Below are 14,883 nucleotides of genomic sequence, written 5' to 3'. Positions count from 1 at the left end.
ATTAATTATTAAAATTTAACGCTTAAGCTAAAATTAACCGATTTTACTGTTGGATAATTTCCAAAGTCAAACCCTCTAACAGTATTAGCTGATGTATTATTATCTCCAGAAGCACCATAGTAATTTACTTCAGGATCTAAACCAGAGTAGTTTGTAATAGTTAATAAATTTTGTGCACTCACTGTAAATCTTAAATTTTCTATACCTAATTTTTCAATACTCTCAGAAGGGAATGTATAACCTACTGCTATATTTTTTAGTCTAATATAACTACCGTCTTCAACAAAACGAGAAGAAATTTCTCTCCAACTATTGTTACCTACGCGTGGTTGGTTAGCTGTTGTATTAGTAGTTGACCAAGCGTTGTTATAATAATCATAAGTAGTGTTAGCATCACCATTATTTAACTGAACATTTGTCATGTTAAAAATTTCACCACCTTGAGAACCTTGGAAAAAGAGGTTTAAATCAAAGTTTTTATACTTGAAGCTATTTGTAATACCCCAAGTAAAATCTGGATTAGGGTTACCTATAATTTTTCTATCTGCATTAGTAACTTTTCCATCATCATCTAAATCTAAAAATAATGGGTCACCAGCTACACCACCTGTCATAACTGCTGAACCCGCTGGTGCCGTACCACCTTGGTATACACCTGCATAATCAAATCCATAGAAAAGACCTACTTCTTCACCTTCTCTTAATATATAGTTATTATCAACACTAAAATAACTTGGCGCACCATTACCAAAATAATCAGCACCAAATATTAATTTTTCTACTGTATTTTTATTTTTAGAGAATACTAAATCTGTAGTCCAACTAAAATCGTCTTTAACAATATTTCTAGTATTTAAAGAAATCTCAAATCCTGTATTATTAATTTCTCCAACATTTGTTAAAATTTCATCATTATAATTACCAAAATACCAAGGAATACTATTATCAAACATAAGTACATCTTTAGTATCGATGTTATAATAATCTAAAGAAAGTGAAATTCTATTATTGTACATTCCTAAATCTACACCAAAGTTTGCTTGGTAAGATGATTCCCATTTTAAATCTGCGTTAGAACTTTGATATGGAGTCACAGCTGGCACAGTTATTCCGTTACTAGAAGCATATATACTTGCTAAACTTGCTAAAGATTGGTATGGCGCAATTGATGGGTTACCGGTAACACCATAACTTGCTCTTAATTTTAAGCTAGAAATGTTTTCACTGTCTTTCATAAAATCTTCATTAGAAATTTTCCAACCTAATGCTGCTGATGGAAAAATTGCATATTTTTCATTTTCAGCAAAGTTAGAAGCTCCATCTCGTCTTACAGTAGCAGTTAGTAAATATTTATCATCATAATCATAATTTACTCTACCAAATTGAGATTGGATTTCTGTTTCATTTACATATACATCACCAGAACTAGGACTGATTAGATTTGTAGCTGTATATAAACCATAATAAGAAAAAGAATCTGAAAGTGTTCCAGTACCTTCACTCAAAAATGCTTTATTCGTTGTTTTTTGATAAGAATACCCTGCTAATAAAGTTAAATCTCCTTTTCCAATTTCTTTTTTATACGTCAAATAATTTTCACTCAAGACACTTTTAGATTTCTTTTCAGATATAATAGCTCTTCCATCAGTAGCTCCACCTGCCGTAATTTTTAACGTTCTTGGCATGTAAACTCCTCTAAATGTATTTTTACTACTTAAACCAACCGTTGTTTTAAAAGTAAGACCTTCAATAATATCATAATTAGCATAAAAATTTGCTCTGAAATTTTCTATTTCTGTGTTATCATCTCTTTGTGTTGCAACCGCCCATGGGTTATCTACCGGGGCATCTAAATTACTTACAGAAAATGTTCCATCATCATCATAGATTCCCTTATCTGGTTCAAAACGCATTGCTAAAGAAACAACATCGTCTCCACCTACGGTAACTGAACCATTTGATTGTGTTGAAACTCCATCTTTTGCACTTAAACCTCCTGTTAAATTAAGTCCAATTTTTAATTTATCGGTTACTTGTGCGTCTAAATTTGATAAGAATGAAACTCTTTCATAACCAGAATTAACTAAAATACCATCTTGCTTAAAATAAGTACCTGAAGCATAGTAATTTACTTTATCAGAACCTCCTGAAAAAGAAAGTTGATTGTTTGAAGTACTTCCAGCTCTGTATATTTTATCTTGCCAGTCTGTATCATAATCTCCTTGAACATAAGGATTAGAATTGCCTTGATTACTTCTTATTTGATTTTGATAATCTGCAAAATCACTTGCATTTAATAAATCTAAACTATTTGCAGTTTTTTGAACAGCATACGTAGAATTAAATTCAACATTTAATTTACCACTCCTACCTTTTTTAGTAGTTACCAAAACAACACCATTTGACCCTCTAGAACCGTATATAGCTGTTGCAGATGCATCTTTTAATACTTGTAAAGTTTTAATATCACCTGCTTGAGGCATAGAACCTCCAACAAAACCATCTACAACAATAAGTGGATCACTACTTGCATTAATGGAAGTATTCCCTCTAATATTTATTTTGATAGGAGCTCCTGGCTCACCACCATTGTTAGATTGTACAACTACACCAGCTGCACGACCTTGAAGAGCTTGTTCTGCATTTAATACAGGAAAAGCTGTTAATTCTTCTGTTTTTAAGGAAGATACTGAGCCTGTTACGTCACTTTTTCTACGAGCACCATAACCTACAACTACAACTTCATCTAAAGCACTTGCTTCTTCAGTTAAAAGAATATTTAAAGTTTTTTGATTTGCTATTGTTGTTAGTACTGTTTTAAACCCCATAAATGAAGTAACAAGTACATCCCCTTGTTTTACATCTAAATTGAAATTTCCATCAAAATCTGTAGAAGTACCCTTAGATGTATTTTGAATAATAATGCTTACACCAGGTATTGGCATATTATCTGTAGCAGACAATACCGTTCCCTCTATTGTATAGCTTCCTTGAGCCATTAATGTAATATTGAGCATCAATATTACAATTAGAGTTAGCTTAATTTTTAAATTCATAATTTAATTTTTAATGTTAAAGTGTTAGTTTTTTTTAATACTGATATAGTATTAGTCGTATAGATTGTAAATCTTAAAGGAGTCTATCACTTAAAAAAAATTATTCTGAATACTAAAATATTTTATTTTAAAGCTTTGCAGAATTCTTGTTTTTTAAAATGAACATAGGTAAATTTCACTTCCCTCAGAAAAGAAGTAATTCACAAAAAAAAGGATAGATGCAACTATCCTTTTTTTAATTATTTTTTATGTTGTGGATGCTGTAATAATTTAAATGGTTTAACATGTTAATAATTTTTTCGTTTGGCTACCCACATTGGTTTACCAATCTGGTTTTCCAAATATATATTAAATTTTTGTTAAAAAAAAATAATACTAACTTAAACATCTAAAATAGTTAAGCCCCAATCAAATAGCTTACATAACAACCAAAATCTATCCTTTTATATAGTTAAATAAAAAAACTATGAACATCTAAAAATAAACCTTAAATCACTGCACACTAACTATTTAAAAAAAACACTCTGATAACTCATTATCATTAAATAAATAGTTATTATATTTGTTAACCAATTTGAATAAGAAATTACATTATAAGTGAAAACTGAAATTTTAATTATTTTAACAATTATAAATAATTCTCATTGCCTTTCTAAATAAGGTATATTTATTTTCCTATCCATGACTTCGATACCGAATATGCTAATTTTTCTTTTAGAGAATTTAAAGTTTTCATAAACAGTTTTGAGGAATTATAAAGTGATAGATATTGTAATCCTTAATCTAAATCAACTTTCAAATGGAAACATAACTTGTTCATATATTGCTTATCTAAATATTTTAATCAAATAAACAATTGTATTCTTTTGCTGAGATAATTGTGAGACTATACATTAATTTAAAAAAAAATGAGACAAAAACTATTCATAATATTAATTTTAAATCTTTTTTCATTCGCAGCAATCTCTCAACAAGTTGAGCAAGATACATTTAGATTATTTTTTCTTGGAGGTCAATCTAATATGGATGGATATGGTTATAATTCGGATTTACCAAAATCTTTAAAATCTGATTTTAAAAATGTATGGATTTTTCATGGTAATCCTGCCGATGATGAGGACAAAAATGGTGGACAAGGCCTTTGGGAAGCATTGAAACCTGGACATGGAAAGGGTTTTACCTCTGATGATGTACAAAACAAGCTCTCTAACCGATTTGGACCTGAGCTTTCATTTGCAATGAAAATGAAAAAATTATACCCTAATGAAAAAATTGCAATTATTAAATATTCAAAAAGTGGCTCCTCCATAGATAGTTTAGCTGCTCGTAAATATGGCTCATGGGAACCAGAATACGAAGGGCATAATGGAATTAATCAATATGACCACTTTCTAAAAACGGTATCAAACGCTTTAGAAGTAAACGACATTGATAATAATGGAAAAATAGACAAATTAATACCAAGTGGAATTTTATGGATGCAAGGAGAAAGCGATGCTCTTGATGAACACGTAGCCAGTAGGTATTACGATAATTTAAAGCGCCTTATGGATTTAATTAGAGCCGCGCTACGAGTAGATGATTTACCAATAGCTCTAGGAAAAATATCTGATTCTGGAAATAATGAAGAAGGAAAAGTATGGAAATATGGAGAATTGGTCCAACATGGACAAGAAAAATTTTCTTCAGATGATAAAAATACTTTTATAGTAAGGAGTACTAGGAATTATAAATACTCTGATAAACATCATTATGATAGTAATGGTTATATAGATTTGGGAGAAAAGTTTGCAGAAGCTATTTATCAATTAAGTAAAAATAACTAAAAACAACATGATGTTTATTATACCTAAACTGGTGTAATTAAACGAATCGTTACCTCAACAATTATTTAATCATTTTTATCTGTATTTGTAGCCTTGTGTGTTTTCAACCATTCTTGACCTTCTTTTGTTAAGAAAATATCCATCCACATATAGTTAGTTCATTTTTGTATTGTCGTCAACTTTAACCTAGTGACTAGAGTCAATTGGAATATGTAATAATGCAGATTATTTAAATTCAGTACGGCTATTACCTGCATTAGCAACTATATCATTATCGGAGAGAACTAAGAAAAGTTGGTAAAGCATAGGATGTTCATGCTCACCAACTTCGTCTAATCCTATTGTCTCAACAGTTCCAAGAGAAACTCATGGAACTGTTGAGGCTGGCAACACAGTTCTATTTGTTGTATTAGGACTTTTAGTTTTTTCAGTATAGGATTCACAATCTACAAAACGTGTAAAAAAGAGTTTGTATTTATTTTTTTCCAGGAAACCCCTTAATATCTTCAAAATCCTGTAAAGACAGTTTTTTGGTGTATTTTAGAAAATGAAGTTCTTCAGACTCGGGAACTTCAATTTGCACAAAATTAATTCCATTCATAGAAATTGCTTTAGATTTTGGACTAACAATACGCGCAATGGAATCTGTAATTAAAGTTGCCCACCCCTTTTAAAAACATAAACAATGTTACATTCTTATCAGACAAAACAATGTTCTGATTAGGTAGGTCCCTTAAATGCTATATGCTCAATTTTGGTATCTGCCATCTCATTTACCATTAATCCTTTACTAAATATTTTTTTGTTCAACGGTATATCCATTTTTAGATTCTCAACCACAATTTCTGTTGAACTTGAACATGATATTTATATAACCCCCAGGGAAAAATAAATTAAGGAGGTTTTCTTTATAAATAACTGTATTACTTTTATTATTTCCTTTTTTACATTATTTTTAAGTTAAAACATTTCTTATTCCGTAAAATCTTCACGAATTCGACTGGCATGTTTTTTTTATGATTCTTTATCTCCAAAATAAGATGGTCCATCACCCGTTAAAAAATCTTCTCTTACAGGGCTAAATGTATCAATTAGTTGTCCTTCTTCTAAACAAATTGCACTATGCAATAAATTAGGTTCAATATACACTCCATCTCCTGCTTCTACTATTTTCTTTTCTCCATTAATATCAAATTCAAATTTACCTGAAACACAATAGGTAGCTTGCGTATGAAAATGCTGATGTGGAGCACCTAATGCTCCTTTATCAAATTTCACACTAACCATCATGATTTGGTTATCGTAACCTAAGAACTTTCTTGATACTCCTCCACCAAGTTCTTCCCATTGCATTTCTTTTGTGATGATGTACTTTTCACTAAATCGTTTCATAATTTTTTAATTTGTATGTATTTAATTAATAATTTGTATAATTATAATGCCCTATCCATTGATAGGTTTTTTTATTTATTTCTAATTTGTGTTCTTTATTATTTGATGAATCATTATTTGAAAGTATCAAAATTTTTGTAGTTCCTTTTAGGTCTTCAATTGAAATAGCAATATAATTTTCATCTGAATGTATTACTTTTAAGTTGGCAATATTACTTTTAGAATTTACGGCCAATTCTGAAACAAAACTATAGCTCCCGTGTGATTCTATTACTGAAGCGAAAATTGTATTTTGTGTGTTTTTTCTTCTAACAATAAAAGTAGCATCTCTTCGTAAATTAAATTCAGGATCATTAGCTCCAATACGTGCAAAAATTAAATCGTCTTTTGCGCTTGAAACAGTTGTTAAAGTATAAAACTTATTTTTATTTAACCATGAGAATTTTACATTATCAGAATTCGATTGTCCAATTCCTTCTTCCCATAAATGCTGATATCCATTATTTTTCCCTAAAGTTTTTAATACAGAAGGTGATTCGTATTTAAAATTTGCCTGTAATACTTGTCCCATATAATAATAAGGCAAATCGTATTGGTTTTTTGCTTTAGATGTTACACTTATAATATCAACTACAAAGGGTTTTTCAAAATTTTCATCTTTTATTACTGCAAAAGTTCTTTGCATTTCTGTTCCTGGGTATGCATTCGTTTCTTTTGCGCTTGCTATTTGAATCTCCGGATTTTTAGAATCGAAAAATAATAAATCTGAATGATTTTTACTTCCAATACTATATTTACCCTCAAAATGTGAAGTTTCATTTTGAGTAATGGTGTTATGCGCAATAGTCTGTTTTGCCCAAGTTTTGTTTTCTTTTAAATAATTCCCACCACCTTTTTGTTCAATATTTACAAAACGTGCTAAACCATAATCCTGCATCACTTCATCACCATCTTCATATAACGAAAAAGACAATTTATCATAATGACCATGACTTGATCCTTGGGCAGCGTATTTAAAAACTAATTCTATATCTTCATTTCTTAAAATACCAACACCTCCCTGTTTTCCTTCTGGCCCATCAGATAAGTTAATTGATTTTTTTTCAAATGGTTTTGCTTTTCCATTCTTCACACCAAGTGCAACAGCTAAACCTGAATCATCTAACAAAACTCTATCTTGCTCTTTAGCTATTGTTAACAATCCTGGATCTTGTTCTCCAAAATAATATGAAATATCTACTGCAGTAACTAAAGCACTGTTGTAATATGACATTCCTTTTTGACCATCATTAAGTGGAAAAAAATCACCGTCAGCATCAGATAAATTCAAAAGTGCATTAATCGATTTTAATAGTACTCCTTCTTTATATTCAAAAATCTTTAATTCTGGTTTTACATTATGCAATCCTTCTGCAAAAATTAAGAAAGGATACATTGCATAACGTTGATAATAAGGCCCTTCATTATAATATCCATCGGGAGAAAAAGGTTCTTCTATATTTGCTAAAAAACCTGCTTTTCCATCTTTATTTAGAAATCCACCATCATCATCTTTAGCTTCCCTATCTAAATTCACACCTTTAATACCATATAAAGCACGATCAATTAATTCTTGATCATTCATCACCAAACCAATCATACCAACTGCAGCATTTCCCCAAGTACTATGGTTGTGAACCCTTTGATAAAATTGTGGACTATCTACCGAAATATGGTCAGCAAAAGGTTTAAATAAATTTGTTTCTAGTTTATTTCGTTCTTCTTCAGTTAAAAAATTATAAATGCAATCGTACGCCTGACTCACGTAAACCAACCAGTTAGCATCGTTTAAACATTGCCAGAATAATTTCCCTCTTGCATAAGACCTCGTTTTTGGATGCAATGGCAATGTTTTGTACATTTCCTCATATTGCATTAACATATCTTTTACATAATTGGCATACTTTTCATCATCTAAAATTTGATATAAAACACCTGCCTTTTGAAGCATTATAAAGTTCTTTTTATGACGCTCATGAGTGTAACCTCCTGAATAGTCTTTAGGAATTGGCATTTGAATACCAGACTCAATTTCCGCATCAACTTCCGCTTTTGTAACTTCTAAAGATTTATCGAATAAAGGAACAGTTCCTAATTGAGCTCTAATTTCTTTAACGCCTTGTTTAGTTAAAATTAAACTGGGATGATTACTTTCTTCTGAAGTTATATTTTCCGCAGGTTTAGAATCCGTTTGTTTACAGGAAACAAAACTTATTAAGGCTACTAATGTTATTAATTTTATTGTATTTTTCATTCTTATTTTTTAAAATAAACCAAGATATATTAGATTGCTCTTTTTCCGTTTAAATTTCACTTTCTAGTTAATTTAATGTTCTCACATTCAAACTACATTTTTTAATTTATTATAATTCTTCATAATAATTATAGAAAATTCACAACTGGTTTACCAGTTTGGTTTACCAAATATATACATATATTTTAAGTTTACAAGGGTTTCTTGTTATAATTAACATTTAACTATGCTTAATTGATATTAATCACTTCACTAGAAGTGAACTTTTAGATGAATTGTTAAAATATCATTTAAAAAAAAATTGAAATACTTAATTTAAGGTATAAATATAAAGGATATCAACAGAAAGAAATTGCAGAACACCTATGCTTATATCCAAAAACTTAAGAAAATTAAATTGGTATGCTGATGTTATTCTCTCTAAAGATATTTCCTATACATATTTTTTATTAAATAAACGCTTTTTAGTATTGCTCTTCCCTTCAACAACAATAACAATTAAAGATCTATTATTCTTTAATAACATCTCACTTTTATTTGTTAAAACTCTCTAAACTAATAACATCTTTAAAATTATATTTTTTTAAAAAATGACTTTTAACAATAATGCATTTGAATTTAAACTTTGAATTCTTAAATTAGCATCTTAACCCCTAAAAGTACCTTTTGAAAAAAAATATTAAATTTCTAGCCCTAGCTATTTTAGTTATTTCAAGTAGCTTCATTTTCATATCTAATTCAAATCCACCCCCTAAAATTGTAAAAGAAATAGACATCCCTATAAAAAAGGAACTCCCCGTTTTAGTTAAAAAAACCACTGATACAATTGTTAAAAAAGTAGTAAATAACAAGTTAGATTCACTGCTTCAAAGAATTAATAAAAGATATGATTTTAATGGATCGCTATTAGTTTCTAAAAATGGAGAAACACTATATAGCAGTCAAATTGGGCTTGCTGATTTCAAAAAAAAAGAACCTCTAAGTAAATCTTCGGTATTTCAATTAGCTTCTGTGAGCAAACAATTTACCGCAGCAGCGATTATGCTTTTATATGAACGAAACCAAATTAAGCTTACAGATTCTGTAACTAATTATTTTCCTAAATTTCCTTATGAAGGCGTTACCATTAAAAACCTACTGAATCATACCGCCGGACTGCCTAAATATTTTTGGGCTGCAGAACATTTATGGAAACAAAAAAGAGCACCTACAAATAGCGAAATGATGACTTTATTAGCATCTTCACATGTACAACGTTTCTTTAAACCTGGACGCAATTTTGACTATTCGAATACAGGTTATTTTGTATTAGCTTCTATTATTGAAAAAGTATCTGGCACTAGTTTCAGTAATTTTATAAAAGATAATATATTTGATCCCTTAAAAATGGATAACTCTTTTGTATACAGCTGTACAAAAGACAACTTTAAAACAAATCAATTAAACGGTTATAGGCTATATAGAGGATGGAGACACCTTAAAATAGGTAGCACAATAAATGACGCTATTGTTGGAGATAAAAATATTTATGCAACAAGTGAAGATTTAATAAAGTGGGTTACAGGATTAAATAGTGGTAAACTTTTAACTAAAGAATCTGTTGAAATGATGTATTCTAAAGGTGAAACCAGTTCTGGAAGAAAAATTCCTTATGGATTTGGTTTTAGAATTGATAAAGAAAACGAAAATACTATATATCACCACGGAAAATGGAATGGTTTTAGCACTAGTATTACTCAATATCAAAAGGATAAACTGGTTGTAATTGTTTTAGAACATACTAGTTATAATTCCATAACTGCTTTAAACAAAACGGTAAAAGAAATTGTAATGGATAACGTTAAATCTTAAAATCAAAAAAAATACATCTTTAAAGAAACAACAAATTAGAGATTTATTCTCCATTATATTATCATTATCTTTAAAAAACTAATTAAAAAAAGATCACATGAAAATTAATAACATACTAGAAGGTATTGGAAACACTCCAGTTGTTAAGCTCGGTAAATTATTTCCAAATGCAAACGTTTGGATGAAACTTGAAAAAGCAAACCCAGGTGGAAGCATAAAAGATAGAATTGCTTTATCCATGATTGAAGAAGCCGAAAAACAAAACCTTTTATCAAAAGATACTGAAATTATTGAACCTACTTCTGGAAATACAGGAATAGGATTGGCAATGGTAGCTGCTGTTAAAAATTACAAACTAACACTTGTAATGCCAGAATCAATGTCTGTTGAAAGAAGGGCTTTAATGGCTGCTTACGGAGCAAATTTGGTGTTAACACCTAAAGCACTTGGTCTTTCGGGAACGATTGAAAAAGCAAAAGAAATGGTTAAAAATAGTAGTAATGCGTGGATGCCTTCTCAATTTACAAACCAAGCCAACCCTGAAATTCACAGAAAAACAACTGCACTAGAAATTGCAGCAGATTTTCCTGAAGGTTTAGATTATATTATAACTGGTGTTGGAACTGGAGGCCATATTACGGGAGTTTCTGAAGTTTTAAAAAAGATATATTCTAATTTAAAAGTACTTGCCGTAGAACCTAGCGACTCTCCAATAATTTCTGGAGGTGAACCTGGACCTCACACATTACAAGGTATTGGACCTGGATTTTTCCCTGAAGTATTCAATAGAGAATCTATTGATGGAGCTGTTAAAATTACTAAAGAAGAAGCATTTACCGAAGTTCAAAATATAGCTAAGTTAGAAGGTATTTTAGTTGGTATTTCAACAGGTGCTTCATTAGCTGCTGTAAGAAAACAGTTAAATAACTTTAAAAGCAACGACACAATTTTAACTTTTAACTATGATACCGGTGAACGATACCTATCAATTGATGGTTTGCTAACTAAATAATTATTTTATTTGAAAGAGAGATTTTAATTAAGATCTCTCTTTCTATTTAAACGTTCTATTTCCTCCCTTTTAAATTAATAATACCTCATAATCTTTCAGTAAATAATAATTTTAAAAAGTGATCACTTTCATGTGGCACAATAATAAGATCTATCATTATCTATTAAATTTAAGGTAATATCCTTCAGAATTTTAAGTATATTCGTTTCTAATGAAATTAAATGTAATCGAAATTTTGGTTTTTGTTAGTTTGATTCAAGGATTCCTTTTTTCAATAGTTCTTTTAACTCAAAACTCCTTTAAAGTTAAAGCCAACAAGTATTTAGCATACAGTACTTTTTTACTATCTTACATAGGTGTAGTTGAACTTTTAGTAGCTAAAGGCTATGATAAAAAATATTATTTCATAGATTATTTTGGAGACGACATTCCGTGGCTATTAATGTTTTACATTCCAATGTTAGTTTATTTTTTAAAATCAACAAAAAATAAATATGCTAATAGTAAAAAATCACTTCTACTTACCATTCCCTTTTTTCTCTTTTGGATATTATATTTAATTATTGATTTACAACTAGATTTTGAGTTGATGAATTGGGAATTAGTGAAAAAATATTATAAACTTATATATGAAATACAATTTTATTTTGCGATACTATTTAATGTGTCATTAACCGCACTTTCTTATGTTGTTATTAAAAAAAGTAAGATAAGTTTTGATGAAAAAAAATGGCTAAAAAACATTTGGATTTTTAATGCTTCACTTCTTCTTATATGGGTAATTAATACTTTTATTCCTGATGAAATATATCCTTTTGAACACAAAGATATCACATATCCCGTTTGGCTCGGTGTTTCATTTTATGTGTATTGGCTTATCTTTAGAGGTCTTATTCAATTAAAACTCTCACAAGACAAATCAGAAATTCACAATTTATTGAAGATAAAAAAAAATGAAAAAATTGATTTAGAAAACAATAAAAATTCAACAAACATTTCTGAAACTAAGCACATACATTTTCAAAAGTTTTTAAAATTAATAAATGAGGAAAAGTTATATAGAAATCCAGAATTGAGTAGAGATATTGTTGCTAAAAAATTAAACATGAGTACAGGGTATCTTTCTCAATTAATTAGCGCTTCGGTAAATTCAAATTTTTCTTCATTAATAAATAATTATCGAATAGATGATGTAAAACAAATGTTATCAAGTACTGAATTTGATAAATATAGTATTGTTGCAATAGGTTTAGAGGCAGGCTTTAAATCTAAATCTACTTTTTATAGTGAGTTTAAAAAGAAAACTGGTTATACACCAAATCAATTTAAGTTGAAGGAAAATAAGTCCTAATTAATTCACTTATAATTATTTTGGACTCTTTTTCCTTCAAATACTATTATTATTGCTGTATTAACTAACATCTAAATACTAAATGAAGGTTTCAGCTTTAACAATACTTTCAATTTTCTTTTTAAAAATTAGCATTTTTGCTCAACAAAAAGAATCATTACCAGCAATAATAAATTATTTAGGAATTGGTATTGGATATAATTTTGATAATATTAAAGACTCCAATTTTTCTCCACTCAATCAAAAAGGAACTGCATTATATTATTCTATTTTTTATGAACAACATTCAAAAAACATACTAAAAATTAATGCTAAATATGGCGATGGAACACTTAATTCTGGACGCTTAAATAAACTTAAAACTTCCTATTACAAAGCAAATATAGGTATAGCTTACTTAAAAAATATATTTACAAAACAACAATCTACCAACTTTTATATAGGAGGTTCCTACTCAATAGACATTCTTTATATGGATTGGTATAACCAAGATGCTTTTAGTTATTTTTCAACCAATGGGTTATCTATAAGTGCGGCAATTTCAAAACAATTTACGGCAAAACAATATATAGAAAGTACAATTTCAATTCCAGTAATTCAATTTTTAAGTAGGCCTCCTTATAATGGTTTAGATGAGTATATTATTGAAAACCAAAACGAACCACTAAAAATTATTTTTAATGGTAAGTTGGCTTCATTTAAAGAATACAAATCAATAAACTGGAACATCAATTATAAACATGAAATTTCTAATCATTTTAATTTAAAAATTGATTATGATTTAAATATTAAAAGTGCAAAAAGCACACATACTTTTACAAGTTTTTCAAATAGAATTTCAACAAGTGTTTTATATAAATTTCCAATATGAAAAAACTAATCTTCTTTTTCGCACTAATTTCATTTTCAGCCTGCACCAACTTAATTATAGACGATGATGAACCGATTACCCCAATTAATAATTTTGAAATATTTTGGAACGATTTCAACCAACATTACAGTTTATTTACCATAAGAAATATAAACTGGAATAATTTATATGAAATTTACAGACCTCAAATAAATGAGACAACATCAGATGAAGAACTTTGGAATATTCTTTCAAATTTAATAGAGCAATTAGATGATAGCCATACTGTTTTATTTGACGGAAATGGGAATAATTATCATTCAGGTTATGCTTTAAACAAACAATCTACATCTGAATTTAGTAAAGAACTCTTAACTTCAAAATATTTAGATCTTGTCAACAACATCCCATCTGAAGATGGTCTTTCTTTTGGTAAAATAAAAAACAAAAATATTGGGTACATTTATTTAGGCACTATGGATGGTGAAAATCCTTCTATAATTAACTCTGTAATTAATGAACTGAAAGATTATAGCGCTATAATTTTAGATGTAAGACAAAATACTGGTGGAGATGATAAATATTCATCAAAAATTGCACAAGCCTTTTCAGACGGAAAACATTTTATATATACCGTTCAAACTAGAAACGGGATTAATCATGATGATTTTGATAACAAAAAACAATATCACACCTATCCAAATAAAGAAAATTCATATGTAAAACCTGTTATTGTTTTAACAGATAGAAAAACTATAAGTGCAGGAGAAATATTCTTATTACATATGAAATCTTTCAAACACATTGTACAAATTGGAGACACAACAGCTGGAGATTTTTCAACAGTAAGTAATATGCGATTTTTACCAAATTCTTGGCATTATAACTATTCTATTCAAAAGTTTTTATTACCTAACGGAGAAAGCTTAGATGGCATTGGTCACATTCCAGATGTTTATACAAAAAATAATAAATCTGATATTACTTCTTCAAATGATAAGGTTATTGAAAAAGCAATACAATATCTTTTTGATGAATATAAAATTGAATAAGAAACCTAGAAAAAATATACAAAAGATTGTAGCTGAAGTTAATTTAGAGTTTTCTATAAACTAAACACCAATTAAATAAACAAGCATTTAACCATTTTAAGTAATGTTTTAATTTACACTTTACATAACCTACCTATATAAATAATTTTCTTAATAGTCTTTCTTACCTAACAGAGCTGGCAAGTGCAAAATCTTTTACC

The 14,883-nt window shown here is 28.9% G+C and carries 10 protein-coding genes; 6 read left to right on the top strand and 4 right to left on the bottom strand.

Going from position 1 to position 14,883, the window contains the following annotated elements:
- Window positions 1-8: 8 nt before the first annotated feature.
- Window positions 9-3,056 (bottom strand): SusC/RagA family TonB-linked outer membrane protein, encoded by a 3,048-nt coding sequence (locus tag DAD81_RS19230; protein WP_111709945.1) that lies wholly within the window; start codon window positions 3,054-3,056, stop codon window positions 9-11.
- Window positions 3,057-3,964: 908 nt separating this feature from the next.
- Here DAD81_RS19230 and DAD81_RS19225 point away from each other — a divergent pair.
- A complete protein-coding gene (locus tag DAD81_RS19225) occupies window positions 3,965-4,882 on the top strand; it encodes a sialate O-acetylesterase (protein WP_111709944.1) in 918 nt (305 codons plus the stop codon).
- Between the two features lie 475 nt (window positions 4,883-5,357).
- Here the strand turns inward: DAD81_RS19225 and DAD81_RS21165 are convergent, their stop codons facing one another.
- The 3 genes from DAD81_RS21165 to DAD81_RS19215 all read right to left on the bottom strand — a co-directional run bounded on the left by DAD81_RS21165 (window position 5,358) and on the right by DAD81_RS19215 (window position 8,567).
- Window positions 5,358-5,483, bottom strand: a complete 126-nt coding sequence (locus tag DAD81_RS21165; RefSeq protein WP_262511286.1) for a hypothetical protein — start codon at window positions 5,481-5,483, stop codon at window positions 5,358-5,360.
- A 413-nt stretch (window positions 5,484-5,896) separates the two neighbouring features.
- Window positions 5,897-6,274: a cupin domain-containing protein gene (locus tag DAD81_RS19220; RefSeq protein WP_111709943.1), complete on the bottom strand. Its 378-nt coding sequence runs from the start codon at window positions 6,272-6,274 to the stop codon at window positions 5,897-5,899.
- Window positions 6,275-6,299: 25 nt separating this feature from the next.
- Window positions 6,300-8,567, bottom strand: a complete 2,268-nt coding sequence (locus DAD81_RS19215) for an alginate lyase family protein (protein ID WP_111709942.1) — start codon at window positions 8,565-8,567, stop codon at window positions 6,300-6,302.
- Between the two features lie 666 nt (window positions 8,568-9,233).
- On the opposite strand from DAD81_RS19215, the gene DAD81_RS19210 reads away from it, so the two are divergent.
- The 5 genes from DAD81_RS19210 (at window position 9,234) to DAD81_RS19190 (ending at window position 14,683) form a co-directional block, all read left to right on the top strand.
- Window positions 9,234-10,418, top strand: coding sequence for a serine hydrolase domain-containing protein (locus tag DAD81_RS19210; RefSeq protein WP_111709941.1), 1,185 nt, complete (start codon window positions 9,234-9,236; stop codon window positions 10,416-10,418).
- Window positions 10,419-10,515: 97 nt separating this feature from the next.
- Window positions 10,516-11,430: a cysteine synthase A gene (cysK, locus tag DAD81_RS19205; RefSeq protein ID WP_111709940.1), complete on the top strand. Its 915-nt coding sequence runs from the start codon at window positions 10,516-10,518 to the stop codon at window positions 11,428-11,430.
- Between the two features lie 211 nt (window positions 11,431-11,641).
- Window positions 11,642-12,781, top strand: coding sequence for a helix-turn-helix domain-containing protein (locus DAD81_RS19200; protein WP_111709939.1), 1,140 nt, complete (start codon window positions 11,642-11,644; stop codon window positions 12,779-12,781).
- A gap of 82 nt (window positions 12,782-12,863) precedes the next feature.
- The gene (locus DAD81_RS19195) at window positions 12,864-13,652 is read left to right on the top strand and encodes a hypothetical protein (protein ID WP_111709938.1); all 789 of its coding nucleotides are present in this window, start codon (window positions 12,864-12,866) and stop codon (window positions 13,650-13,652) included.
- Window positions 13,649-14,683 carry a S41 family peptidase gene (locus DAD81_RS19190; RefSeq protein WP_111709937.1) on the top strand — a complete coding sequence of 345 codons (1,035 nt, stop codon included), beginning with the start codon at window positions 13,649-13,651 and terminating at the stop codon, window positions 14,681-14,683. Before DAD81_RS19195 ends, DAD81_RS19190 begins: the two co-directional genes overlap by 4 nt.
- The last annotated feature ends 200 nt before the right edge of the window (window positions 14,684-14,883 follow it).

This window comes from Lutibacter citreus (assembly GCF_003260195.1).
Taxonomy (GTDB): Bacteria; Bacteroidota; Bacteroidia; order Flavobacteriales; family Flavobacteriaceae; genus Lutibacter; species Lutibacter citreus.
The sequence above is the reverse complement of the archived record's forward strand: the minus strand, read 5'-3'. Positions and strand labels throughout refer to the sequence as shown.

What these genes read in the sequence shown, in the direction of transcription:
- DAD81_RS19230 (WP_111709945.1), bottom strand. Translation starts at nt 3,056, where the DNA reads ATGAATTTAAAAATTAAGCTAACTCTAATTGTAATATTGATGCTCAAT.
- cysK (WP_111709940.1), top strand. Translation starts at nt 10,516, where the DNA reads ATGAAAATTAATAACATACTAGAAGGTATTGGAAACACTCCAGTTGTT.
- DAD81_RS19220 (WP_111709943.1), bottom strand. Translation starts at nt 6,274, where the DNA reads ATGAAACGATTTAGTGAAAAGTACATCATCACAAAAGAAATGCAATGG.
- DAD81_RS21165 (WP_262511286.1), bottom strand. Translation starts at nt 5,483, where the DNA reads ATGAATGGAATTAATTTTGTGCAAATTGAAGTTCCCGAGTCTGAAGAA.
- DAD81_RS19225 (WP_111709944.1), top strand. Translation starts at nt 3,965, where the DNA reads ATGAGACAAAAACTATTCATAATATTAATTTTAAATCTTTTTTCATTC.
- DAD81_RS19215 (WP_111709942.1), bottom strand. Translation starts at nt 8,567, where the DNA reads ATGAAAAATACAATAAAATTAATAACATTAGTAGCCTTAATAAGTTTT.
- DAD81_RS19200 (WP_111709939.1), top strand. Translation starts at nt 11,642, where the DNA reads ATGAAATTAAATGTAATCGAAATTTTGGTTTTTGTTAGTTTGATTCAA.
- DAD81_RS19195 (WP_111709938.1), top strand. Translation starts at nt 12,864, where the DNA reads ATGAAGGTTTCAGCTTTAACAATACTTTCAATTTTCTTTTTAAAAATT.
- DAD81_RS19190 (WP_111709937.1), top strand. Translation starts at nt 13,649, where the DNA reads ATGAAAAAACTAATCTTCTTTTTCGCACTAATTTCATTTTCAGCCTGC.